Below are 22,199 nucleotides of genomic sequence, written 5' to 3' on the forward strand. Positions count from 1 at the left end.
GTCTTGCTTGTCTTGCGGGGGGCTGGTGGATGGTGTCTTGCCGCTGGTCAGCGGTTGAACAGGCCCTTCATGCCACCCTTCATCGCGCCCATCTGGCGCATCATCTTCATCATGCCGCCGCCCTTGAGCTTCTTCATCATGCCCTGCATCTGGTCGAACTGATTGAGCAGGCGGTTCACTTCCTGCACCGGCACGCCGGCGCCAGCGGCGATGCGGCGCTTGCGGCTGGCCTTGATCAGATCGGGTTTGGCGCGCTCGGCCGGCGTCATGCTGTTGATGATGCCTTCCATGCGGCGCACCTGCTTTTCCGCCTGGTCCATGTTCGCGCCCTGCGCCTGCGCGGCGAACTGGGCCGGCAGCTTGTCGACCAGGCTGCCCAGGCCGCCCATCTTCTTCATCTGGCCGATCTGCGCCTTGAAGTCCTCGAGGTCGAAGCCCCCGGTCTTCTTGATCTTCTTGGCCAGCTTCTCGGCGGCTTCCATGTCCACGCCGCGCTGGGCTTCCTCCACCAGTGCGAGGATGTCGCCCATGCCCAGAATCCGCTGGGCCATGCGGTCGGCATAGAACGGCTCCAGGCCGTCGAGCTTTTCGCCCACGCCGACGAACTTGATCGGACGCCCGGTGATGTGACGCACGGACAACGCCGCGCCACCGCGCGCGTCACCGTCGAGCTTGGTCAGGACCACGCCGGTCAGCGGCAACGCGTCATTGAACGCCTTGGCCGTGTTGACCGCATCCTGGCCTAGCATCGCATCGACCACGAACAGGGTTTCGGCGGGCTTCAGTTCGGCGTGCAGCGCGGCGATCTCCTGCATCATCGCCTCGTCGATACCCAGTCGGCCGGCCGTATCGACGATCAGCACATCGTGATAGTGCTTGCGCGCCCAGTCGAGCGCGGCACGCGCGATCTCCACCGGCTTCTGGTCGGGCTGGGACGGGAAGAAGTCGACGCCAACCTGCTCGGACACAGTCTTGAGCTGGGCGATAGCGGCGGGGCGGTACACGTCACACGAGACCGTCAGGACCTTCTTTTTCTTGTTTTCCTTCAGCCACTTGGCCAGCTTGCCCGAAGTGGTCGTCTTGCCGGCGCCTTGCAGGCCGGCCATCAGGATGACCGCTGGCGGCTGGACGTTCAGGTTCAGTTCGTTGGACTTCTGGTCGCCAACGGCTTCATCGCCGCCGATGACCGCCGTCAGCTCGCGCTGCACCACGCCCACCAGGGCCTGGCCCGGCGTCAGGCTGGAGACGACGTCCTCGCCAAGGGCCTTTTCCTTGACGCGGGCAATGAATTCGCGCACGACTGGCAATGCCACGTCGGCTTCGAGCATGGCAAGGCGCACTTCGCGCAGCATCTCGGCGGTATTGGCCTCGGTCAGTCGGGCCTCGCCGCGCATGGTCTTGACGACCCGCGCCAGGCGTTGAGTGAGGTTATCCAGCATGGCAGGAAGAGGGAGGAAAATCGGCTTGAGAGCGGGGCGCAGGTGGTGCCGTGGCAGCATTGTGGCGGGAATCCACCAGCGAATCCACCGGCATTGGCACTAAGGTAAACTGCGCAAATGGCCATTGTACTGTATGCCTTGACGGCACTTCTCTACTGCGGCCTGGCCTTTCATGGCTGGGCGACCCGCAACCCGCGACTGGCGGCGGCCGGCGGGGCCACACCTGGCCATCCGGGGCGTCCCGGCGCGGCGGCCACCGCAGTGCTGATGCCGCACCCTGCCGGCGGGCGTGCCGAGGGCCAGCCGGCCTGGTGGCATGGGCTTGTGATGGTGGCCCTGGTCAGTCACGGTGTGCTGCTCCATGAAACCATCTTTCCGGCGGATCGCATGGTGTTCGGGTTCGCCTTCGCGCTGTCGTCGATGCTCTGGCTTGGCGTGGGCATCTACTGGATCGAGAGCTTCTTCTTCTCGCTGGCCGGCCTGGGCCTGGTCGTTTTCCCGGTGGCGATGCTGGCCAGCCTGATGCCGCTGGCGTTCCCGGGCACGCTGATCCTGGGGTACGCGGCGCGTCCGCTGTTCAAGCTCCATTTTGTGATCGCCAACGTGGCGTATGGCCTGTTCACGCTGGCGGCGTTCCATGCGTTCCTGATGCTGATGGCCGAGCGACGCTTGCACGGCTTCAACCGCCCGGCCGGGACGGAGTCGGCATCGAGCCAGTGGCTCGGACGCTGGCTCGACCTGCTGCCGCCGCTCCTGACGCTGGAAAAGCTGCTGTTCAGGCTGATCGCCGCGGGCTTCGTGCTGCTGACACTAACGATCGCGTCTGGTTTCCTGTTCTCCGAACAGCTGTTCGCGCGCGCGTTCCGGATCGATCACAAGACCGTCTTCGCGGTCATCTCGTGGCTGATGTTCGGCGGCATCCTGGTCGGACGCCATTTCCGGGGCTGGCGCGGTCGCACCGCGCTGCGCTGGGTGATCGCGTCGTTCGGGATCCTGCTTCTCGCCTACGTTGGCAGCCGCTTCGTCATGGAAGTGGTGCTGCACCGTATCACCTGATCCCTTCGCCCCGACATGGCAAGAATCTTCCTACTGCTGGCCATCGTGCTGGGCATCTTGTGGTGGCTGCGCGATCGCGCCGGCACGCGGCAGACCGCCGAGAAACAGGAGCCGCCGCCGCGCCGCACTGGCGCTGGCGCTGGCGACGAGAACATCGAGCCGATGGTCCAGTGCGCGCACTGCGGCGTGCATCTTCCGCGCGGCGATGCCATCGCATGGCACGGCCTGCATTACTGCCGCCGTAGCCATCTGCCAGACATGCCCGGCGAGGGCGATCACGGCACGCGTTCATGACGGCGCCGGCGTCGGCCTGGTCCCGTCTGAACGGCTGGCGCGTGCTGGTCAAGCTCTGGCGTCAGTCGGAGCCACCTGAATTCCACTGGCGGCTGCAGCGGTACTTCTGCTGGACGCGGCTTGCCGTCGCCGTGTTGCTGGTCGGCTATGCCTGGCTGCCGCTCGAACGCGCCGCCGCCGGCGCCGACGTCTTCAACGTGGCGACGAACGCGCGCATGGCCTCGGCCATGCCGGTCGTGCTGCCTTATCTGGCCATCGCCCTCGTCACGCTGTTCGGTACGCTGTGGCGCAACCACTTTCACGTGCGCGTGCGCGTGCAGGTGCTGGTCGATATGGTCTTGCTGGCCTCCATCTACGCGGCGCTCGGTCACTTCGGCAGCCAGGGCGAAGGACTGGCGATGATTTTCCTGCTGCCCGTGATCGAGGCGGGCGCGCTGACCAGCCTGACGTTTGCGCTGTTTGCCGCTTCGGTGTCGGCGCTGCTCGTGATGGGCCCGCCGCTCCTGCAAACGTTGATCACGCGCCAGGTCGATGTGAACCTGCTCGGTTCCGGCCTGTTCGGGCTTGTGTTCATGATCGCGGCGCTCGTGATGTACATGCTTGCCAACCGCCAGATCGCCCAGGAGCAACTGGCGCTGGCGCGCGAGCAGGAACTGCGCCTGCAGCAGCTCGTGAACCGGCTGATGGTCAATGACATGCAGGACGGCGTGATGCTGGTCCGTGCCAATGGCGTTGTCGTGGCGGCAAATCCCGCCGCGCTCGTGCTGCTTGGCGTGCAGCAGAACGAGCGGATTCGCGAAGGGCAGGTCCGTGTTGGCGAGCGCGAGAACGTGTTGTTCGACCTGCGCCGCATGCCGCGTCTGCAACCGCTGCTGGAGATGCTGCGCGACTGGATCCGCATGAAGGACGACGTCCCGCGCATCTTGCAATTGCTGCCGTTGCCGTCGCGCCCGTCCTCCTCGGCGCGCAATTCGATGCACACACGGCTGCGCCTACGCTTCGTGCTGCCCGGCCTGGCGGGGCTGCGTTCGACGCTGGCGGGCGCGCTGACCTCGCCATCGGGCCTCGACACAACCAGCTGGAACGATATGTCGCCCGAGGGCGCCGCGCGCCTGCGGCTGGCCATCGCCCAGAACGAGGCCATGGCCTGGAGCCCGGCGGACGAGGCGCTGCTGCGTAGCGAGATGCGTGACACGGTGCTGGTGCATATCGAAAGCTGGGAGCGTATCGCCGAGCAGGTTCAGCAGGAAAAACTTGCCGCGATGGGCCGGCTGGTGGCCAGCGTCGCGCACCAGATCCGCAACCCGCTCGCGGCGATCAGCCAGGCTAACGAACTGCTGGCTGACTCCGGCGGTGGCGAGGGCAACATCGATGCCCGTCTGCTGCGCATCATCAGCGATAACGTGCGACGGCTCGATCAGGTGATTTCCGATGTGCTGCAACTGTCGCGCCGCCCGCGCACCGGGCATAGCGCCGTCGATTTGGCCAAGGCGCTACCCGAAGTCGTCGACCGGTGGCGGCTGGAAATGCGTTCGCGAGCTGGCGCCCGCGCCGAGGTGAACGCCAACGCGATCCGCATTACCGTCGATCTGAAGGGGCCGGTGATCTTCGACATGTCGCAATTGCAGCAGGTGCTCGGCAATCTGCTCGACAACGCATGGCGCTATTGCAGCCGGCTGCCAGGCGCGATCCGCCTGCTGGCGCATACGCTCGACCAGCACCATGCGGAACTGATTGTCTGGAACGATGGCGCCGAGGTCACGCGCGAGCAGCAGCGCAGCCTGTTCGAGCCGTTCTTCACCAGCAATCCGCAGGGTACCGGGCTGGGGCTGTTCATGGCGCGCGAGCTGTGCGGCGCGAACGACGCCCAGGTGCGCTACGGCGCGATCGTGCTCGAGGATCTGCTCGACCGCACCGGCATGCTCGTCGGGGCTCGCGATACACTTCCCGCCAAGGCATTCGTGTTGACGCTGCGCAACGAAGTGCCCGACGTCGCGAATGCCCAGCCATTTCAACCATCGGCCAAGCTCTGATATCCATGCCTCCCAGATTGTCCGCACCCGATCCGATTCTCGTCATCGACGACGAGGCTGACCTGCGCGAGCTGCTGGATATCTCGCTGCGACGCATGGGGCATGACGTGGTGATGGCCGGCTCGCTGGCCGAGGCCCGCCTGCGTCTGGCCGAGCGGCGCTACAGTCTGGTGCTGACCGACATGCGGCTCGGCGATGGCCTGGGCATCGAGATCGTGCGCCAGTTGTCGGCGTCGCCCGAGCGCACCCCGGTGGCCGTGATCACGGCGTATGGCAGCGCGGACAACGCCGTGGATGCGCTGAAGGCCGGCGCGTTCGACTACATCGCCAAGCCGGTATCTCTCGAGCAACTCCGCACGCTGATTCTCAACGCGCTGGGCCGTCATCAGCGCGGTGCGAACGGTAACGACACATCCGATCAGGCCGATGCGGGGGACTCGTCCGACGCGACCGATGGGACCAGTCTGGGCGATCGTGCGGCCGGGCTGCTACCGGGGGTCTCGCCGGCAATTCACGAGGTACGGCGCTCGCTGCCGCGTCTGGCGCGCAGCATGGCACCGGTGGTGATCAGCGGCGAATCCGGCAGCGGCAAGGAACGAGCGGCGCGAGCGATTCACGCGATCAGCGCGCGCTCGGCGCATTCATTCGTGGCCGTGAACTGCGGCGCGATCCCCGAAGCGTTGATGGAGGCCGAGTTCTTCGGCCACGTCAAAGGCGCCTTTACTGGGGCCGATGCCGAGCGCGGCGGGTTCTTTCAGGCCGCCAATGGCGGCACGCTGCTGCTCGATGAGGTCGCGGACCTGCCGCTGGCGATGCAGGTGAAGCTGCTGCGCGCGCTGCAGGAACGCCGCGTGCGCAAGATCGGCGCCAGCAAGGAAGACAGCGTGGATGTGCGCGTCATGTGCGCCAGCCACAAGGACCTGGCCGCGATGGTCGCCGCCGGGTCATTCCGCCAGGACTTGTACTACCGCCTCAACGTGCTCGAACTCCGGATGCCCACGATGCGCGAGCGCGCCGAGGACATCCCGGTGCTTGCCCGCGCGATTCTCGAGCATCTGGCCGTGCGCTACGGCGATGCGCATCCCAAGCGGCTGTCACGCGCGGCGCTGGAATGGCTCTGCGCGTACGAATTTCCGGGGAACGTGCGCGAACTCGAGAACCTGCTCGAGCGTGCCTACGCGTTCGCTGAAAGCGAGGAGATCGAAGTGGCCGACCTGGGGCCGCTCGACACCGGCATCGAGCGTGCCGCGCTGATGCAGACGGCCATGGCGGCTGCGCCATCCCTCGCGGCGGCGCCGTTGACTGCCGTGCCGCCGGCAGCCATGTATCACCGGTGGGGTACCGCCGGAGCCTGGGGTGTGCCCGCTCCAGCGACGCCCGTGGCGGCGATGCCAGAACCGGCGCCCGTGCCGGCCCCGATCCCCGTGGCTGGGCCGGTTGCCGCGCCTGCCCTCGATGCTGGCGCGCCGGCTGCCACCACGTTCCCGATCAATCTCCCCGCGCACCTGGAGGCGATGGAGCGCGAGCTGATCCTGCGCGCCTTGCGGCAGACCGGCTTCAACCGGACCGCCGCGGCGCCGCTGCTGGGTCTGAACTTCCGCCAGTTGCGGTACCGGATCGAGCAACTTGGCATCTGCGAGGAGGATGGGCGCAGTGGCCGGGACGATAGCGAATCGCTGGCCGAAGGGGAGGGGCGAGATGTCTGACGCCGCAGGCCGGGTCCGTGACTGGCAGCCCGACGCCGACGGCTGGATCCCCGCGGCCCGCCGCGTGCCGTCCCCGAACTTCGACGCCCGCCCCGAAGGCATGGCGGTCGATGTGGTGGTACTGCACAACATCAGCCTGCCGCCGGGGCAGTTCGGCTCCGACGATATCGAGGCGTTCTTCCAGAATCGGCTCGATGCCACGCGCCATCCGTTTTTCGAGACGATTCGCGACGTCCGGGTATCGGCCCACTTCCTGATCCGCCGCGATGGCGAGCCGGTTCAGTTTGTCGCCTGCACACAACGTGCGTGGCACGCCGGCCAGTCCGACTATTGCGGACGCCAACGCTGCAACGACTTCTCGATCGGCATCGAGATCGAGGGCGCCGACGACCAGCCGTTCACGCCAGCGCAATACGAGACGGTGGCCGCGCTGGTGAGTGCCCTGCGGGCCGCCTATCCGATCCAGGGCGTCGCTGGCCACAGCGACATTGCGCCGGGGCGCAAGACCGACCCAGGCCCCCACTTCGACTGGAGCCGCTTTGCGAAACAGGCCGCGCTACCGCCGGCGATGATGCCGTACCGGCACGCAAGGTAGGTTTCCCAGGGGGGCCAAATAGGGTGCGCCGGGCCCCGAATCGTCACGACGGCTGCCACATTCCGGGGCACCTATCGCCGATCTGTTCCCATAGAAATATTTTCAAGATCTTGTGCGCCACCGAACGGCTTGCCGCGAACCCTTGAGGCAGCGGGCTTTGCGGGATTGTGGCGCTGCCGCACCGCCGGCCCGGCAATGTGAAAGCTGATTGTCAAGACTGGTCATTCAGGCTCGTTTCACTATACTTAGCCCAGATTTTCGATGTGACCACTATATCTAGTGGTTTTTCCGGGGAGCCGACCCAAGAGTGAAGCCTCGCCGCAGCAGCTTGCGGTGTGTGCGTCACAAAATTCAACCGGGTCGGGCTGTAAAAGAGTCCCTAGCAGAATGAACGCCTGTGCAGTTTGGTTCTCGCCTGGCATGGCCAGTGTCGAGTGTCTTCTGGAGCGCATTTTGCTAGGGACTTTGTCATCTTCAGCAGAAGTCTTCAATACAAGGGTTAAAACAGGAGTTACCTCATGCAAACGGCCCAAAACGAACAACAAACCACTGGCGTGACTGGCGTTGCTGGCGCAGCAGCCGGCATTGCGCAGCAGAGCCCCGTCGCTGCAGGCGTTACCTATCAGGACTACAAGCTGATCCGCCGTAACGGCGCCGTGGTGTCGTTCGAGCCGAACAAGATTGCCGTGGCCATGACCAAGGCATTCCTGGCCGTCAACGGCGGCCAGGGCGCGGGATCCGCGCGCGTGCGCGAGATCGTCGAGCAACTGACCCAGAATGTGGTGCGCGCGCTGGTGCGCAGCCGTCCGAACGGCGGCACGTTCCATATCGAAGACGTGCAGGATCACGTGGAACTGGCGCTGATGCGCTCGGGCGAACATGAGGTGGCCCGCGCCTACGTGCTGTACCGCGAAAAGCGCACGCAGGAACGCGCCCAGGCCAACGCGCAGGCGGTGGCCCGCGTACAGGAGGCCGGCGTGTCGTTCAACGTGACCGATAACGGTGTGACGTACCAGCTGGACCTGGCGGCGTTGCACGCGCTGATCGATAACGCCTGCAGCGGCCTCGGCAAGGCCGTCAGCGCAGAGCCGATCCTGAAGGAAACGCTCAAGAACCTGTACGACGGCGTGCCGATGACGCAGGTCTACGACTCCGCCATCCTGGCTGCGCGCACGCTGATCGAGAAGGACCCGGCCTACAGCCAGGTGACCGCCCGTATCCTGCTGCACACGATCCGCAAGGAAATCCTGGGCGCCGAAGTGACCCAGACCGAGATGGCGACGAAGTACGCCGAGTACTTCCCGAAGTTCATCGCGCGCGGTATCGAAGCCGAACTGCTCGACGAAAAGCTGGCCACGTACGACCTGGCCCGCCTGGGCGCCGCGCTGGACGCCTCGCGCGACTTCCAGTTCAACTACCTGGGCCTGCAGACGCTGTACGACCGCTACTTCCTGCACGTGGACGAAGTGCGCATCGAAATGCCGCAGGCGTTCTTCATGCGCGTGGCCATGGGCCTGGCGCTGGAAGAGAAGGACCGTGAAGCGCGCGCGATCGAGTTCTACCAGCTGCTGTCGTCGTTCGACTTCATGTCGTCGACCCCGACGCTGTTCAACTCGGGCACGCGCCGCTCGCAGCTGTCGTCGTGCTACCTGACCACGGTCTCGGACGACCTGGAAGGCATCTACGAGGCGCTCAAGGAAAACGCGCTGCTGTCGAAGTTCGCTGGCGGCCTGGGCAACGACTGGACCAACGTGCGCGCGCTGGGCTCGCACATCAAGGGCACCAACGGCAAGTCGCAGGGCGTGGTGCCGTTCCTGAAGGTCGTCAACGACACGGCCGTGGCCGTGAACCAGGGCGGCAAGCGCAAGGGCGCGGTCTGCGCGTACCTGGAAACGTGGCACCTGGACATCGAGGAATTCCTCGAGCTGCGCAAGAACACCGGCGATGACCGCCGCCGCACGCACGACATGAACACGGCCAACTGGATTCCGGACCTGTTCATGAAGCGCGTGATGGAAAATGGCGAATGGACGTTGTTCTCGCCGGCCAGCTGCCCGGACCTGCATGACAAGGTCGGCAAGGCATTCGAGCAGGCCTACCTGGGCTACGAAGCCAAGGCCGCCAACGGCGAACTGAAGCTGTTCAAGAAAGTGCCGGCCATGCAGCTGTGGCGCAAGATGCTGGGCATGCTGTTCGAAACCGGCCATCCGTGGATCACGTTCAAGGACCCGTGCAACATCCGCAGCCCGCAGCAGCACGTGGGTGTGGTGCATAGCTCGAACTTGTGCACGGAAATCACGCTGAACACGAACGAGAGCGAAATCGCCGTGTGCAACCTGGGTTCCGTGAACCTGGTGGCCCACCTGATGCAACAGGCCGATGGCACGTACGTGCTGGATCACGCCAAGCTGCAGAAGACGATCCGCACCGCGATGCGCATGCTCGACAACGTGATCGACATCAACTACTACGCGGTAGAGAAGGCGCGCAACTCGAACCTGCGCCACCGTCCGGTGGGTATGGGCATCATGGGCTTCCAGGACTGCCTGCACGTGCTGCGCACGCCGTACGCCAGCGACGCCGCGGTGAAGTTCGCCGATACGTCGATGGAAGCCGTGTGCTACTACGCCTACCAGGCTTCGACCGAGCTGGCCGAAGAGCGTGGCCGTTACAGCACCTACGAGGGTTCGCTGTGGGATCGTGGCATCCTGCCGCAGGATTCGCTGAAGCTGCTGGCCGAAGAACGTGGCGGCTACCTGGACGTGGACCTGTCGTCGACGATGGACTGGGACAGCCTGCGTGGCCGCATCAAGCAGCACGGCATGCGCAACTCGAACTGCATCGCGATCGCCCCGACCGCGACCATTTCGAACATCATCGGCGTGTCCGCCTGCATCGAGCCGACGTTCCAGAACCTGTACGTGAAGTCGAACCTCTCGGGCGAGTTCACGGTTGTGAACGACTACCTCGTGCGCGATCTGAAGGAACGCGGCCTGTGGGACGAAGTGATGGTCGCCGACCTGAAGTACTTCGACGGTTCGCTGGCCCGCATCGACCGCATTCCGCAGGACCTGCGGGACATCTACGCCACGGCGTTCGAAGTGGAACCGACCTGGCTCGTGGAAGCCGCCAGCCGCCGTCAGAAGTGGATCGACCAGGCCCAGTCGCTGAACATCTACATGGCCGGCGCTTCGGGCAAGAAGCTGGACGACACCTACAAGCTGGCCTGGCTGCGTGGTCTGAAGACCACGTACTACCTGCGCACGATGGCCGCCACGCACGTGGAGAAGTCCACCGTGCAGCGCGGTTCGCTGAACGCGGTGTCGTCGGGCGCTGACGGCCAGTCGGGCATTGATGCCGCGGCGTCGGCCGCACCGGCGATGCCGGAGGCCGAGGGCGCGGTCTGCACGATGCGTCCGGGCGATCCTGGCTTCGAAGAGTGCGAAGCCTGCCAGTAAGCAACACCTGAAAGTACCCTCGGTCTGCTCCCCTCTCCCGCTGTGCGGGGGAGGGGCCGGGGGAGAGGGCCAGGCACATCGATAGCCGATGCGCCTAAGCTGGCCACAGCCGCCCCTGATCGAATCATCGGAGAAACAACATGCTGAGCTGGGACGACGACGTTCAAGCCACACCGCAGGCCGCGCCGCAGCCTGCCCTGCAACCCGCTGCCGTCGCCACGTCGGTCGACCAGCAAGGCGTGCTGCCGCCGGCAGCCACCGAGCCGGGCATCCTTGGCAACAACCCCAACGCCGCCGCCGCGCAAAGCACGCGCCGCGTGAACGCCGCTGACAAGCGCGTGATCAACGGCGCCACGGACGTGAACCAGCTCGTGCCGTTCAAGTACAAGTGGGCATGGGAAAAGTATCTGGCCGGTTGCGCGAACCACTGGATGCCGCAGGAAATCAACATGTCGCGCGACATCGCCCTGTGGAAGGACCCGAACGGCCTGACCGAGGACGAGCGCCGCATCATCAAGCGCAATCTGGGCTTCTTCGTGACGGCCGATTCGCTGGCCGCCAACAATATCGTGCTGGGCACGTACCGCCAGATCACGGCGCCGGAATGCCGCCAGTACCTGTTACGTCAGGCCTTCGAAGAGGCCATCCACACGCACGCCTACCAGTACATCGTGGAATCGCTCGGCCTGAACGAAGCCGAGATCTTCAACGCGTACCATGAAGTGCAGTCGATCCGCGACAAGGACGAGTTCCTGATCCCGTTCATCGACACGCTGACCGACCCGTCGTTCAAGACCGGCACGCCGGAGAACGACCAGAAGCTGCTGAAGTCGCTGATCGTGTTCGCCTGCATCATGGAAGGCCTGTTCTTCTACGTGGGCTTCACGCAGATCCTGGCAATGGGCCGCCAGAACAAGATGACCGGCGCTGCCGAGCAGTACCAGTACATCCTGCGCGACGAATCCCTGCACTGCAATTTCGGCATCGATCTGATCAACCAGATCAAGCTCGAGAACCCGCACCTGTGGACGGCCGAGTTCAAGGCCGAGATCACCGAGTTGTTCAAGAAGGCCGTGGACCTGGAATACCGCTACGCTGAGGACACCATGCCGCGCGGCGTGCTGGGCCTGAACGCACCGATGTTCAAGGGCTACCTGCGCTTCATCTGCAACCGCCGTTGCCAGCAGATCGGCCTGGAGCAGCTCTTCCCGAACGAGGAAAACCCGTTCCCGTGGATGAGCGAAATGATCGACCTGAAGAAAGAGCGTAACTTCTTCGAGACGCGCGTCATCGAGTACCAGACGGGCGGCGCGCTGTCGTGGGATTGAGGGGTCGGCTGCCGCATTGAGAAGACGGCAGCCAGAATGGGTAGTGTGCGGACATCGGGCGAGAGCCTGATGTCCGTTTTTGTTTCCTGGCGGCTTATTCCGCCGTCGCTCCAGACCGCTTCACCACCGTCGCCCATTTGCGGATCTCGCTATCCACGAACTTGCCGGTGTCCGCGGGCGTCATCGGCATGGGCTCCGAGCCCCGGTCGGTGATGAACTTGTGCAGTTCGGGCGATTGCAGCGCCTTGACGGTCTCCGCATTCAGCTGCGAGACGACGGCCGGGGGCGTGCCAGATGGCGCCATCATCACGGCCCAGCCCAGCGCCTCGAAGCCCGGCACGCCCTGTTCGCGCACGGTTGGCACCGATGGGAGCTGCGGCACGCGTTGCGTCGTGGTCACGGCCAGCGGCAAGGCCTTGTGGCTCTGGATCAGCGGCATGGCGGCCGTCACCGAATCGACCATCAGCGGAATCTGGTTGCCGAGGAAATCGGCCTGCGCCGGGCCGCTGCCCTTGTACGGAATGTGCACGACGAAGATGCCGGTCTGTGCCTTGAGCATTTCGGCCGACAGGTGCTGCGTGCCGCCGATGCCGGCACTCGCGTAGCTGTACTTGCCCGGCGCCGCCTTGGCCTTCGTGATCAGGTCGCGCAGCGAGGTGAAACCCGACTGCGGCGTGGCCAGGAACACCAGAGGCACCGAGAACACGCCTGATATCGGCGCGAAGTCCTGGCGCGGGTCGTAGTTGACCTTCTTGTAGAGCGTCTGGTTGATCGCCATCGCGCTGCCCGCCATCACGAGCGTATAGCCATCGGCCGGTGCCTTCGCGGCAACCTCCATGCCGATATTGCCACCGGCGCCTGCCCGGTTCTCGACAATGACGGACTGGCCCAGTTGCTTGCCCAGTTTCTCGGCAAGCGCGCGGGCGAAGATATCGGTGGCCTGTCCGGGCGGGAACGGCACGATGAGCTTGATGGGGCGGTCAGGCCAGGCGGCGTGGGCGGTGGTGGCGGCTGCGAGCAGCAGCGCGGCCAGGGACAGGCGTGACGGCTTCAATGAATTCTCCTCGTTGTTTTCGAGGGATTTTACGCGCATCTCCTTTCAGATTCGGCTCAGAGACTTCGGACTTTGGGCTCCCTAGGATCCGTGATGGGTCCACCAAGGAGAGCCATCGATGAAAGCCGTAGTCCAGTACCAATTCGGCGAAACGCCGTGCTTCACCACCTTTGACGACCCCCATCCGAGCGATGGGGAAACCCTGGTCCAGGTCAGGGCCGCGGTGATCTGCCCGGCCGATCTCGCTATCGCCAAGGGGCTGCATCCCCGCTTGCCGACGCAGTTGCCGTTCATTTGTGGGCGCGATGGTGTCGGGCGGCTCGCCGACGGGCAGCGTGTCTACTTCCGGGCCGGCCGCGCGCCGTATGGCGCGATGGCCGAGTACGCGCCGGCCGAGTGGGTGGCGCCGCTGCCGGACGATGTTGGTTCGGCGGCCGCTGCGGCGCTGGTCGGGCCTGCGCTGGCCGCATGGTTGCCGCTGGCGACGCGGGCCGACGTCGAGCCAGGTGAAACCGTGCTGGTGCTTGGCGCGTCGGGCATCGCGGGCCGCCTGGCGGTGCAGGCGGCGCGTCTGCAAGGGGCGGGGCGCGTCATCGCCGCCGGTCATCGGCCCGAGCAGTTGTCCACACTCGGTGCCGATGCGCTGATCGACCTCGCACAGCCGCCGAGCACCCTGCAGTACACGTTCGCCTCGTTCGCGGAGCAGGGGATCGACGTGGTGATCGATTTCGTCTGGGGCGAGGCGCTAGAACTGCTGCTGGCGGCGTTGGTGCAGTGCGACGGGATGCCGATGTCGATGTTCGACCGTGGCGTGCGCATCGTCACGGCGGCGAACCGAGGGGCCGGCAGCATGATGCTGCCGCCTGCGGCGCTACGCGACTCGCGCGTGCAGCTCATGGGCTGCGGCCCGGCCAACCATCCGCCGTGCGGCTACATGAAAACGCTGGTCGACGACATCCTTGCCTGCGCCAGCGATGGCGACCTCGGCACGGAATTCGAACTGGCGCAGATGTCCGCGGTCGCGGACGTCTGGCGGCGCGCTGGCGAGCAGGCTACGCGCGTCGTGCTGACGCTCGATTGAACTCGCCGGCGCGATGGCGAGCGTGGGATCAGGCCGCCTTGCGGACGTCGATGGGGGCTTCGGTGCCTTCGGCCTTGCGCTCGCCGCCCAGGGCGTCGGTCAGGTCGGTAAGCAGGCTCGCCAGCTCGCCCGCCATCAGCGCGAAGTCGGCATCGAAGCGCTCGTCCTCGTCATGCAGCGTGCCATCGGCCTGTTCCTTGATGACATCGAGCGGATTCACGCGTTTGATGACCAGCGCTTCGGTCAGCACGAATGACACGCGGTCGTTCCACGTCATGGCCAGGCGCGTGCAACGCTTGCCGGCGGCGATATGGCGGCGCAGGTCCTCGGGGTCCAGCGGGTGGCGGACGTAGCGGACCGTGGCCTTGCTTTCACCGCTCGACTGGAGCTCGATTTCCTGGTCGACCGTGAAGCCGGCCGGGGCGGTGTCGGTGGCCAGCCATTCGGTCATGGCGGTCACGGGCGACTGGTTCACGTGCAGGTTGGCCACAGGCAGCGGATCAATTGCCTTGAACAGCATCCCGCGCACTTCGTCGGCCTTGGCCGTTCCGGCCGCGTCGATCGCCAGCCAGCCATTGGCCGGGTCGATCCAGACGCGTGTGTCGCGGCGGATGCTGAAGGCGCGTGGGAGCAGTTCTTCCGTGATCTGCTCCTTCAGTTCCTTGAGTTGCTTGCGGCCCGGCTTGAAGCCCTGTTGCTCTTCGAGTTCTGCGGCGCGGGCCTTGGTGACCTGGTTGACCACGGTTGCCGGCAGCAGCTTCTTTTCGGTGCGCAGCACCAGCAGCATCTGGCGATTGACGCAATGTACGAGCTGACCGTTGTCGCGGGGCGATGCCCAGCCTTGCGTCTGCATCTCCAGGCTGGTGCCGGGGTAGAACGCGTGCTTGGCCAGGCAAGCTTCAACGTCGTCAGCGGTGAGTGTCCACGGGGCGGAGAAACGATGAACCTGGAGATTCTTGAACCACATGAGAATTCGGCCTCGCGTACGAAAAAGGGGAGGGACGCATTCTAACGGGTCAATCGGGGTCGGATGCGCATACCGATGCAGGTTCGGCGAAGAGAAATGGAACGCGCGGGGGGAGGAGGAGGCGTTGACTGTCGCGATGTGATCAGGGGCGCCCGTAAGGAGACGGGCGCCCCTGATCAAGACGTCAATTCAATACTTCGCAATCTGGCAAGTTGTGTCAGATCGAGAGCTTCGAGATCTTGGTGCCTTCCAGGCTCAGGCCAGCCATCAGGCCCGCATTGGTCATTGCGAAACCGATGATCGGTTGCTGCGCCGTATTGGTATCGATCTGACCGTTGGCGCCAATCGTCGCCAGGGCTACCGTGGCATCCGCGCCCACCTGCCAGCCGCTGCTGCGCACGAATTTGTCGTACGCCTCCTGGGTCATGAACATCAGGACGAAGGCTTTCGATTGCGCGCCGGCCTGAAAGCCGAACGAACCAGAGATCGCCCGATAGTATCCTCGGTCGGCACCGCCCGCCCGCAGGACACCGTCGCCGTATTCACCCCCGACGATGAAACCAGCCGACAGTAGCTTCGGGAAGATCAGGATGCCCTTGGCCTTGGCACCCAGTTCCTGTGCGGACTTGGTTGTCGTGTAGAGGCGATTGAGCGTATCCGTTGCGCCAACGTTGATCTCACGACGCTTGGACGCATTGTCACCGGAGTCGGTGGGACCCGTGACGCTGCAGCCTGCCAGCGTACCCAGACCGGTAAGACCAACAAGCCCCGCACTGCCGGCGGACAGGAATGTTCGACGTTTCATGCTTTCCTCCAAGGGTTGAAGTGTTTTAACCGCCTCTAAAGCATAGGCGTGCGATGCACTTCCGCAAATGCGATTTTGTCTGACAATACGTGACTTGCTATCTGACATGAGGCAAGTCAGTCCTGTTTTATTGCAATTTCTTGCAAATCAGTGGAATGGCTTCTGAAACTCAAATCATCCGCCCTGGTCTTTGGAGCATGCACCAGACAATCGCCCCCTTTCCTCCAGACGCCGGCATTGCCGCCTCTCAATCTTCCGAACGGACGCCAGTGCGGGGGCGCCTGATCAGACTCGCCGCGACGACGATGCCGATGGCCGCTTTGCTGGCCGCCTGCTCCTCCTCCCAGCCGCCGGCTGACTCGGCAACCCAGGCTGCCGCGCAGGAGTCTGTGCAGGTTGCGCCGGCGTGGCAGGCCGAACGCGTGAAATACATGGAATGCGTACAGGTCAAGGTCGACGACGGTGTTTCGAGCAAGGCCGTGCCGGCGGACGTGGCTGGCGGTGCGCTTAGTGCCTGTCAGGACCAACTGAAAGTCATGCACGACGCATTCCAGTCGTATCTGATGGCTGGCATGAGTTCGGCCCACGGCCGTAGCAGCGCCAAACAGGCTGCCGATCGGGTGACCACGGATACGCGCGAGAAGGCACGTGTCTATCTCACGCGCTACGTCGAGGTAGAGCGCTACAAGGCAGGACAGCGCTAAATCGGGGCGCCGGTGGATAGCCGGCGCCAGTTCCGTCTTGTCTTGTGGACCGCGTTCAGAGCATCGCCAGCGGCTGCACGTGGCGCGGGGGCGGAAACAGTTCGTCCAGCGCGGCAAGCTGTTCCGCGCTCAGCGTCAGGTCCAGCGCGTCGACGTTCTCGCGCAGACGTTCGCGGTTGCCAGTCTTCGGGATAGCGATGATGTCGTCGCGGCTGAGCAGCCACGCCAGCGCAACCTGCGCCGGAGACTTTCCAATCGATTGCGCAAAACGCTTCAGGCCCGGGCTGCGCAGCAATCGTGCCTGCTCGATCGGGGAATAGGCCATGACGGGAACCCCCCGCTCGCGTAGCCAGGGCAGCAGGTCGAACTCGATGCCACGGCGGCTCAAGTTATAGAGCAACTGGTTCACGGCCACTTCATCGCCACCCGGCACATCCCATAGTTCTTCCATGTCGGAGAGGTCGAGATTGCTGACGCCGAAATGGCGGATCTTGCCCGCTTGCCGCAACGCCAGGAACGCCTCGATCGTTGCCTCGAACGGCTCGTCGCCGCGCCAGTGGAGCAGGTAGAGATCAATATGGTCGGTGCCCAGGCGTTTCAGGCTGCGCTCGCACGCGGCCACCGTGCCTTTGCGACTGGCATTGTGCGGATACACCTTGCTGACCAGGAACGTCTGGTCGCGACGCCCCCGGATCGCCTCGCCGATCAGTGACTCCGACAAGCCTTCGCCATACATCTCGGCGGTGTCGATCAGCCGCAGTCCAAGATCCAGACCCAGCTGCAACGTGGCGATTTCCTCGGCACGTGTCTGGCGATGATCGCCAATGTTCCAGGTACCCATGCCCAGCGCGGGCACGCGTTCGCCGCCGGGCAGTGTGACTTGTTTCATGCAATGACTCCGGTGTGAAGCGCCGACGATGCCGGCTTGCAGCCCTTCACACTAGTGAACATTGGCACGGAGTACAAGCCAGCCGCCCGCACGACACTGCTGACTGAAATGCGCGAATCAACCGTGTTGGTGGCGGAATTCCTGCGACTTGCCGCCGTATCCGTAGGCGGCCGCCCGCGCGTCGATCACATGGATGTAGGACAGGGGATTGACGTCGCCGATCACCTCGGACAAGGCCCCGAATATCGCTGCGAGATATTGCGCCTTTTCGGCCTTGGTGTTCGTCTCGTCGGTCACGCTGATGTCGAGCTGGAACGCGTTGCGGCCCTCGGCATACTCCGACAGCGGCTTGCCAGCAATGAACCACTGTTCGCGCGGGATGTACGTGACCGTGGTGGCGATCACGCTGGCTTCCTTGCGCAGGACCCGCTGGGTCAGTTCGCCGACTGCGGCGACCGCGCGGCGGGTGAGTTCCGTATCGGGATGGCCGGAAATCTGCAGGGCGATGTGGGGCATGACAGGCTCCTTGACTGGGTTGGTTTTCACGGTGCGGCGGATGATTTTTCCGCTGCGGTGATGTCATCGTAGGCGCTGCCTTGATATCGGAAAAGCGGGAATATACGATACTATCCATCGGATATACCGAATTATTTGGGGCAGCCATGCGTGGATTCGAGACCGATCAACTGAGAACCTTCGTGGCCGTGGCGGACAGCGGTAGCTTGTCCGCGGCGGCACCCCGGCTGTTCCTGTCGCAGTCGTCCGTCAGCGAGCAATTGCGCAAGCTTGAGGAGCGTGCCGGCGTCCCCCTCCTGACTCGAGGGAAGAAGGGGGCCGCAGTGACGCCGGCCGGCGCGCGGCTGCTTGAGTACGCGCGGCGCATCCTGTCGCTGAACGAACTGGCGATGCAGGAATTGCGCGGACAGTCGCTCGATGGCGAGCTACGTCTGGCGGTGACGGACTACTTTCGCCCCGGCGAGATTGCCGGCATGTTGCGCCGGTTGCGTGACCGTTATCCGTACCTGAAGCTGCACGTGACGGTCATGAAGAGCGCGGCCATCGAGGCTGCCGCCGAGATGGACGAGTTCGATATCGGCCTGAGTATGCGGTTGATCCGTCTGGGGGGCGATGCTGCGCCGCACGAGAAGCGCAAGTCCGGTGTCGTACTGCGGCGGGAGGCGCTGGCGTGGGTCGCGGCACCGGAGATCGCCGAGTCGCCGCAGGCCACGCTGCCGCTCGTGCTGTTACCGGATACCTGTTCGATGCACCAGTTCGTGGTGCAGTTGCTCAAACGGCGGCGGCGCGCGTTCGATATTGGCCATTCGGCATCCGGGGTGGCCGGGCTGCATCTGGCTCTGGCGGCGGGCCTTGGCGTGTCATGTCTGAACGCCTCGGCCATCGGGCCGGGTGTCGCGCCGCTGGATGCGGCCGCCACGGCGGGCTGGAAGTTGCCGCCGCTGCCTTCGGCCGAGTTCTATCTGCTGGGGGCCCGGCGCGGGGAGAGCGAGTTCATTGGGCAGGCGCGTCAGGCGCTGGCCGAGCAGTTCGGCTAGGCGAGGAAGACCGGGCGGGAATCGCGGACGGGAATCAGGTGTCGCTCCACTGGCGCAGGAGGTTGTGATAGCAGCCCACTAGCGTGCGGCGCGCGCGTTCGTCAGCGTTGGTCTGATTCAGCGTCTGGATGGCGTTGTCCATGTCGAACAACAGCGCGCGTTGTCCATCGTCGCGAATCAGGCTCTGAATCCAGAAGAAGCAGCCAACCCGCACACCGCGCGTGATCGGCGTGACCTGGTGCAGGCTTGTGGACGGGTAGACCACCATGTCACCGGCCGCGAGCTTGACCGAGTGCACGCCGTAGGTGTCCTCGATCTGCAGTTCGCCGCCGTCGTAGCTGGCCGGGTCGGACAGGAACAGCGTGGCGGAAACATCGGTACGCAGCTTGCGGCCGTTGTGCGGGTGTAGGCGGACGCCGCCATCGACGTGCAGGCCGAACGTCATGCCCTCACTGTAGCGATTGAACATCGGCGGATAGACGATGTTTGGCAGCACGGCGCTGATGAACAGCGGATTGCGCTCGAGCGCGCTCAGTACAAGATGCTGGCACTGCGCCGCCGCCTCGGAGCGTTCGTCGATCTGCTGGTTGAACTTCACCGGCGCGCCGGAGTATCCGGCGGTAACGCGGCCGTCCATCCAGGCGTCGCCCGCGTGATCGAGCTGCTCCCGCAGCATGGCCAGTTGCTCGGCGTTGAGAACCTGCGGAATGCGGACGAGCATCGTATCTATATAGATAGTGAGCGAAAATCGGAGCCGCCCGGTGCTGCGGCCCCGGCGGCACTTACATGCGGTATGTGAACGACAGCATTGCGGTGCGGCCCGTACCCGGCACCGAACGCCCGCCGTCGGACTGAATCAGTGCATCGTAATACTTCTTGTCGAAGATGTTGAACAGATTCAGGCGCACATCGTACTTCGGCTGATGGTAGGCGATCATGCCGTCCCAGCGCACGTAGCCGCCCACCTGTACGGTGTTGGTGTTGTTGGCATAGCGCTGCGACATATAAAACGCTCCGCCGCCGATTTCCCAGTTCGGCAGGATCGCGTAGCTGGTCCAGGCTGTGGCCGTGTGCTTGGGCGTATTGAGCGGCACCTTGCCTTGCGTGCCGGCGGCGACGCCGTTCTCGATCACGCCATCGAGGTATGTGTAGCCGGCGAACACCTGCCACTTCTGGGTAATGCGGCCGGTCATGCCCAGGCGGAAGCCGTCTACTTGGATCTTGCCCGTCAGCGCGTAAGTGGTGGCGTCGATCTGGCTACGCGCGTTGTCCTTGGTGATGCGGAAAATCGCCGAGTTGACTTGAAGGTCGCCATTGCGCAGATCCCACTTGCCACCCAGTTCGTACGATTTGTTCTTCTCCGGGTCCAGCGATTGCTGGCCCACCGTGCCGACCAGTTGCTCGAGCGACGGGTTGAACGACGTGCCATACGACACGTAGTACGACTGCTGCTCCGTCGGCTGCCAGATGCCGCCCAGACGCACGCTCGTGAAGTTGACGGTCTGGTTGGCATACGGCAGCACGGTGCTGCCGCTGGTGTTGGAGGAGTTGATCGAGTTGCTGATGCTGGCGATATATCGGTCGTAGCGCAGGCCGGCAACAGCCTTCCACTGCTTGCTGAACTCGATCGAATCGTTGGCGTAGACGGCGACCGTGTTGGCTGACCCGCCTTGCAGGTTGCCGACGCTCGAGGCGACGTTCGACGGTGAGTCCTGGTAGACCGGATCGACCACTGGCGTGCAGGCGACGTAGCCCGTGGTGGCCCCGTTCGCATTCAGCGGCGTGCTGCCGCAGCTGCCGTTCCGGTAGTAGTTCTGGTTGTTGTAACCATCATGACCAAGCTCCAGGCCCGTCAGCAGCGTGTGCTTGACCGGACCGGTGTTGAAGTCAGCGGTCAGTTCGGTCTGGTTGAAGATCGAGTAATCGCGGATGTTGCGGTCATGGCTCTGTTGGCGCACATAGAGCTGCGACAGTGGCAGGTTGGTCGTGGTCAGCGCCGTGAACTTGCCGGAGGCATCGATCGAGCCCACGGCATTGGGCGCCGTCTCTCGCGCATCGGTGGATACGTAGTTGAATGAGGTCTGGTTGCGCAAGCGCAGGTTCGGCGAGAACTTGTGCGTGACGCCGGCCGAAAGTGAGGCGATGTCCTGGCGCGTGCGGTCGTTGTTGAAGCCGTAGTACGTGTTGCGATTGACGTTGACCGGGTGACCGTTGATGGCCGGGAAACCATAGTCGGGCATGTCCTCGTTGTGCTGGAGCAGGGCGGACAGCGTGATCTCGGTGGACGTGCCGATGCCAAAGCGCCAGGACGGCGCGATGCCGAAGTCCTGCACCGTCATTTCGTCGCGCGTGCTCGGCTTGCCGTCCTGCGCCATCGCGGAGATGCGGAAGGCGGAGGTATCGCCGGTTGGCGTGTTCACGTCGGCGGTGGCGCGCACCAGGCCGTTCGTGGTGACGGAGCCGGTTACCTCCGTGGCGGCTTTCATCTGCGGCTTCTTGGTGACCTGGTTCACCACGCCGCCGGTGGAGCCACGGCCGAACAGCATCGACGACGGGCCCATGATGACTTCGACCTGATCCAGCGCGAATGTGTCGCGGTAGTACTGGCCACGGTCGCGGAAGCCGTCGAGGTACATGTCGGTACGCGCCGAGAACCCGTTCAGGTTGATGTTGGTACCGATCTGGCCGCCCTCGGCGCCGCCGATCGTGATGCCGGGCACGTTGCGCAGTGCATCGGCCAGCGAGGTGGCACCTTGCGAATCCATTACCGCGCGATTCACGATCGTCACGGACTGGGGGACGTCACGCAATTCAGCGGGCAGCTTCGAGAGCTGGCTGCCTGCCGGGCTGAAATCGTCGCGAATGGCCGAGCCCTGGACCGTGATCTCGCGCAGCGTTGCAGGCGCGGTTTCCAACGCGCTGGCCGGCGCAGGAGCGGGCGTGGCGGGCGCTTGCTGGGCCAGGGCGGCAGGGGCGGCAGGAACGGCAAAAAGGGCTACGAGGGCGGTGGCCAGGGGCGTGCGGCGAGTCATTGTCCAGTCCATGTGTGCGGGCGTGGCGCAATATAAATGCGAACGATTCGCGTTGCAATTTGCGTTGTTACCTGTTCACAGACAATGTTATGTGCTCTCGAATGACTTAATAAAAATACAAATAACTACGAAAGGGGCCGTGTGGATGGCGTTTTGGGCGTTACGTATGCTGATTAATGCGCTTTTGTAGCGGCGGTGATGCAAA

At 64.4% G+C, this 22,199-nt stretch carries 18 protein-coding genes; 10 read left to right on the forward strand and 8 right to left on the reverse strand.

Features of this window, described 5'->3' with window-relative positions; all coding sequences use genetic code 11:
* Positions 1 to 47: 47 nt before the first annotated feature.
* Entirely contained in the window at positions 48 to 1,439 is a 1,392-nt protein-coding gene (gene ffh / locus B2246_RS24100; RefSeq protein WP_008647241.1) for a signal recognition particle protein, read from the reverse strand.
* 117 nt (positions 1,440 to 1,556) lie between these two features.
* On the opposite strand from ffh, the gene B2246_RS24105 reads away from it, so the two are divergent.
* The 7 genes from B2246_RS24105 to B2246_RS24135 all read left to right on the forward strand — a co-directional run bounded on the left by B2246_RS24105 (position 1,557) and on the right by B2246_RS24135 (position 11,909).
* Entirely contained in the window at positions 1,557 to 2,495 is a 939-nt protein-coding gene (locus B2246_RS24105) for a cytochrome C assembly family protein (protein WP_035884300.1), read from the forward strand.
* Between the two features lie 15 nt (positions 2,496 to 2,510).
* The gene (locus B2246_RS24110; protein ID WP_035884299.1) at positions 2,511 to 2,789 is read left to right on the forward strand and encodes a PP0621 family protein; all 279 of its coding nucleotides are present in this window, start codon (positions 2,511 to 2,513) and stop codon (positions 2,787 to 2,789) included.
* Positions 2,786 to 4,822, forward strand: a complete 2,037-nt coding sequence (locus tag B2246_RS24115; protein ID WP_035884298.1) for a histidine kinase dimerization/phospho-acceptor domain-containing protein — start codon at positions 2,786 to 2,788, stop codon at positions 4,820 to 4,822. Before B2246_RS24110 ends, B2246_RS24115 begins: the two co-directional genes overlap by 4 nt.
* 5 nt (positions 4,823 to 4,827) lie before the next feature.
* On the forward strand, positions 4,828 to 6,528 hold the full coding sequence (locus B2246_RS24120) for a sigma-54-dependent transcriptional regulator (RefSeq protein WP_035884297.1): 1,701 nt from the start codon (positions 4,828 to 4,830) through the stop codon (positions 6,526 to 6,528).
* On the forward strand, positions 6,521 to 7,123 hold the full coding sequence (ampD, locus tag B2246_RS24125) for a 1,6-anhydro-N-acetylmuramyl-L-alanine amidase AmpD (RefSeq protein WP_035884296.1): 603 nt from the start codon (positions 6,521 to 6,523) through the stop codon (positions 7,121 to 7,123). Before B2246_RS24120 ends, ampD begins: the two co-directional genes overlap by 8 nt.
* Positions 7,124 to 7,641: 518 nt before the next feature.
* Positions 7,642 to 10,581, forward strand: coding sequence for a ribonucleoside-diphosphate reductase subunit alpha (locus B2246_RS24130; RefSeq protein WP_035884295.1), 2,940 nt, complete (start codon positions 7,642 to 7,644; stop codon positions 10,579 to 10,581).
* A gap of 140 nt (positions 10,582 to 10,721) precedes the next feature.
* Positions 10,722 to 11,909: a ribonucleotide-diphosphate reductase subunit beta gene (locus B2246_RS24135; protein ID WP_008648139.1), complete on the forward strand. Its 1,188-nt coding sequence runs from the start codon at positions 10,722 to 10,724 to the stop codon at positions 11,907 to 11,909.
* A gap of 94 nt (positions 11,910 to 12,003) precedes the next feature.
* On the opposite strand, the gene B2246_RS24140 is transcribed toward B2246_RS24135, so the two are convergent.
* Positions 12,004 to 13,002 (reverse strand): tripartite tricarboxylate transporter substrate binding protein, encoded by a 999-nt coding sequence (locus tag B2246_RS24140; protein ID WP_051705519.1) that lies wholly within the window; start codon positions 13,000 to 13,002, stop codon positions 12,004 to 12,006.
* A gap of 79 nt (positions 13,003 to 13,081) precedes the next feature.
* Here B2246_RS24140 and B2246_RS24145 point away from each other — a divergent pair, with 79 nt between their 5' ends.
* Complete coding sequence (locus tag B2246_RS24145; RefSeq protein WP_035884294.1) at positions 13,082 to 14,044, forward strand: quinone oxidoreductase family protein; 963 nt, start codon at positions 13,082 to 13,084, stop codon at positions 14,042 to 14,044.
* A gap of 28 nt (positions 14,045 to 14,072) precedes the next feature.
* Here B2246_RS24145 and B2246_RS24150 read toward each other — a convergent pair whose 3' ends face one another.
* Both B2246_RS24150 and B2246_RS24155 read right to left on the reverse strand, forming a co-directional pair.
* Positions 14,073 to 15,011 (reverse strand): recombination-associated protein RdgC, encoded by a 939-nt coding sequence (locus B2246_RS24150; RefSeq protein WP_017512469.1) that lies wholly within the window; start codon positions 15,009 to 15,011, stop codon positions 14,073 to 14,075.
* Positions 15,012 to 15,228: 217 nt separating this feature from the next.
* Complete coding sequence (locus tag B2246_RS24155) at positions 15,229 to 15,816, reverse strand: BPSL1445 family SYLF domain-containing lipoprotein (protein ID WP_008645886.1); 588 nt, start codon at positions 15,814 to 15,816, stop codon at positions 15,229 to 15,231.
* A 311-nt stretch (positions 15,817 to 16,127) separates the two neighbouring features.
* On the opposite strand from B2246_RS24155, the gene B2246_RS24160 reads away from it, so the two are divergent.
* Positions 16,128 to 16,520, forward strand: coding sequence for a hypothetical protein (locus B2246_RS24160; protein WP_286881699.1), 393 nt, complete (start codon positions 16,128 to 16,130; stop codon positions 16,518 to 16,520).
* Positions 16,521 to 16,575: 55 nt separating this feature from the next.
* Here B2246_RS24160 and B2246_RS24165 read toward each other — a convergent pair whose 3' ends face one another.
* Both B2246_RS24165 and B2246_RS24170 read right to left on the reverse strand, forming a co-directional pair.
* Positions 16,576 to 17,409, reverse strand: a complete 834-nt coding sequence (locus B2246_RS24165; RefSeq protein WP_008645889.1) for an aldo/keto reductase — start codon at positions 17,407 to 17,409, stop codon at positions 16,576 to 16,578.
* A gap of 117 nt (positions 17,410 to 17,526) precedes the next feature.
* Positions 17,527 to 17,925, reverse strand: coding sequence for a tautomerase family protein (locus B2246_RS24170; RefSeq protein WP_008645891.1), 399 nt, complete (start codon positions 17,923 to 17,925; stop codon positions 17,527 to 17,529).
* A 146-nt stretch (positions 17,926 to 18,071) separates the two neighbouring features.
* Here B2246_RS24170 and B2246_RS24175 point away from each other — a divergent pair, with 146 nt between their 5' ends.
* A complete protein-coding gene (locus tag B2246_RS24175; RefSeq protein ID WP_035884293.1) occupies positions 18,072 to 18,962 on the forward strand; it encodes a LysR family transcriptional regulator in 891 nt (296 codons plus the stop codon).
* 34 nt (positions 18,963 to 18,996) lie between these two features.
* Here the strand turns inward: B2246_RS24175 and B2246_RS24180 are convergent, their stop codons facing one another.
* Both B2246_RS24180 and B2246_RS24185 read right to left on the reverse strand, forming a co-directional pair.
* Entirely contained in the window at positions 18,997 to 19,683 is a 687-nt protein-coding gene (locus B2246_RS24180; protein WP_035884292.1) for a Fe2+-dependent dioxygenase, read from the reverse strand.
* A 61-nt stretch (positions 19,684 to 19,744) separates the two neighbouring features.
* Complete coding sequence (locus B2246_RS24185) at positions 19,745 to 21,994, reverse strand: TonB-dependent receptor (protein WP_035884291.1); 2,250 nt, start codon at positions 21,992 to 21,994, stop codon at positions 19,745 to 19,747.
* Between the last annotated feature and the right edge of the window lie 205 nt (positions 21,995 to 22,199).

The sequence above is a fragment of the Cupriavidus sp. UBA2010 genome, from assembly GCF_002335265.1.
GTDB lineage: Bacteria > Pseudomonadota > Gammaproteobacteria > Burkholderiales > Burkholderiaceae > Cupriavidus > Cupriavidus metallidurans.